The organism is Candidatus Aquicultor sp., assembly GCF_054640775.1.
In genome coordinates this window covers 1-2,598 of record NZ_JBTSLF010000332.1, presented here as the reverse complement: position 1 = coordinate 2,598, position 2,598 = coordinate 1, and the positions used below count along the sequence as shown (strand labels likewise).

At 33.7% G+C, this 2,598-nt stretch carries 4 protein-coding genes and 1 pseudogene; all 5 read left to right on the top strand.

All coding sequences use genetic code 11. The features are described 5' to 3' along the window. Positions 1–439: ATP-binding cassette domain-containing protein (locus tag ACYC56_RS14970; RefSeq protein WP_461374970.1), on the top strand; the 439-nt coding region annotated here is incomplete at its 5' end. 70 nt (positions 440–509) lie between these two features. Continuing rightward, on the top strand, positions 510–1,304 hold the full coding sequence (locus ACYC56_RS14965) for an ATP-binding cassette domain-containing protein (RefSeq protein ID WP_461374969.1): 795 nt from the start codon (positions 510–512) through the stop codon (positions 1,302–1,304). Between the two features lie 13 nt (positions 1,305–1,317). Then, positions 1,318–1,785 (top strand): Cys-tRNA(Pro) deacylase, encoded by a 468-nt coding sequence (ybaK, locus tag ACYC56_RS14960; RefSeq protein ID WP_461374968.1) that lies wholly within the window; start codon positions 1,318–1,320, stop codon positions 1,783–1,785. Between the two features lie 130 nt (positions 1,786–1,915). After that, on the top strand, positions 1,916–2,080 hold the full coding sequence (locus ACYC56_RS14955) for a hypothetical protein (protein ID WP_461374967.1): 165 nt from the start codon (positions 1,916–1,918) through the stop codon (positions 2,078–2,080). A 288-nt stretch (positions 2,081–2,368) separates the two neighbouring features. Then, positions 2,369–2,598: pseudogene (locus tag ACYC56_RS14950) on the top strand (lysine 2,3-aminomutase); the annotation flags it as partial.

Sequence of the window (2,598 nt, the reverse complement as noted above, 5' to 3'; positions counted from 1 at the left end):
AGAATTAAGAATTTTCAGGAAAGAAAAAGTCAGGTATGTATTCCAGGATACGATGAATAGTTTCGACCACTTAAAAACTATTAGATATTATTTCGATTTGCTGGCAAAAGACAAATCAGAAATTGAAGAATTGACAGAATATTTTTTGCTCCCTGATTTAAAAAGCCTTTATAAAATGTATCCTTACGAAGTAAGCGGTGGTATGGCACAAAGAATTAGTTTTATCCTCGCACTTCTCAGCCACCCGGAAATTATAATTTTAGACGAACCAACGTCAGGAATTGATTCTGCAATTGCAAATTTATTTTTGCTGAAATTAAAAGAGTTTACACGGCGTAACAAAAACTCTGTATTGCTGGTTACTCAGGATATTTCATTTGCTGAAAAAGCATCCGATGAAATTGCTTATCTTGTAAACGGGGTACTTTCTCAGCTATAATTCATTATTTATTTTTTTCGAATTGCTTTAATTACTATAAGTTCTAAGATGCAAAGGAACAAACGCAAATATGAATAATCTGCTTGAGATAAATGATCTGAAATATTCCGTAAAATCCCAGGGATTATTTAATGCCGGAATAGAAAAAGTAATACTTAAAAATATAAACTTTGCCATTAGGGAAAAAGAAATTGTCGGAATAACTGGTGAATCCGGCTCGGGTAAAACCACTCTTATAAAAATTATAGCGGGTATAAATAAACCAACTAGCGGAATAATCCATTTAAACTTTGGGGAAGATAGAAATGCCGCAAAAGCTAATCCCATCCAATTGTTGTTTCAGAATAATAGCGACATACTAAATCCTTTGCGGAAAGTAGATGATATAGTCGGAGAATCTATTTTGCATAACAGCAAGGATAAGTTATCCCTGGAAATTGAAAAGACAAGAATTTTCGATTTGATTGGCTTTAATAATGACCTTAGAAACAGGAAGGGATTTGAACTTAGCGGTGGCGAAAGACAAAGAGCCGCTCTTGCAAGAATTCTCGCAGCAAAACCGGAGCTGCTTATTCTTGATGAACCTTTTTCGGCCCAGGATGCTGATTCGCAGTTAATTCTTTTAAATCTTTTCAAGAAAATAAATGTTGAATTCGGCCTGACGATGATTTGTGTCGCACATAATCTGAAGCTTCTGAAAAAACTTGCTGATAGAATTATTGTGATGTATAACGGGGAAATAGCCGAAAGTGGTACTACTAAGGAAATTTTCGATTACCCACAAAATGATTACACAAAATTTTTGCTTAAATGCGAAAATTACGATATGAAATACGAAGAATTAAAATTCTCTAAAAGCAACTAATTGTTTCGCTGAAATGTCAAAAACCAATGCAATAAGAATTCTCGAATCAAAAAACATTCCTCACAAAATTCACCAATACGAGGTAAACGAAGATGATTTGAGCGGAATTACTGTTGCAAAAAAAATTGGCGCGGATTCGGATTCAGTTTTTAAGACTCTTGTTGCAATTGGTGATAAAACCGGCGTGTGCGTGTTTTGTATTCCTGTTACTGCAGAGCTGAATTTAAAAAAAGCTGCAATCGAAAGTGGAAATAAAAAAATTGAAATGTTAAAGTTGAAGGATTTGCAGACAACAACAGGATATATCCGCGGCGGCTGTTCGCCAATCGGGATGAAAAAGAGTTTTCCAACTTATATAGATGAAACTGCACAAATATTCGATAAAATTTTTGTGAGCGCAGGTGTTCGAGGTTTACAGGTTTGCCTGTCTCCTGAAGATTTAATAAATGTTGCCGGCGCTGAATTTGCAGATTTGATCTGATCGCTTTGTCGTAGTGGAGAATCTGAGACCCTCCACTACCGTTTCGACTTTTTATCTGCCCAAATTCTTCCTTTTATTTATATTTATTCTTTTATATATTTGAGGCCAAAATTCACAGGAGTAATTTAAAATGGCTAAACAACAATCGTTTGCTGATAAATCTAAATTAAAGTCAAAAGTGGCTGGTGTTAGCGTAAAATTGATTAAAAGCGTTAAAACAGCAAAAGGCACGTACAAATTCAATGAAAAATTTGTGAGAATTGACGACATTAGCAAAGTAACTGAAATTAAATAAGTTACAGAGATTCAAAATTGTTATGAATAATTAAGCGGTACTTCGCCGCTTTTTTTATTTTAAATTGCTGCAAAAGAATTCATAAACACACTTTCCTTAGAATCCCTTTCTTTCCTACTTGATTTATTTACTAAATTTTTTATATTCAAATTTACTGCTTGTGCTCAACTCGAAAACCGAATACGAGTTTTACTTTTTTTAGTTTAGTTTTTCAAACTTGCTTACACTCGACCATTTATTCAATTTACAGCAGTTAAGTATTTAATCATTAAATAAAGGATGTTAAGCATGATTACCCCAAAAAAGATGAAATTTTACGGATTAAGGGATATAGGCAACATCCCTCAATTACAAAATCTTTCAGAAAGACAGAGATTTGTTATTAAAGTTGTCTCTAACATTCTTCCCTTCCGTGCAAACAACTATATAATAGAAGAATTGATAGATTGGCAAAATATTCCCGACGATCCGATTTTCCAGCTAACATTTATGCAGAAAGAAATGTTGACTGATGATCA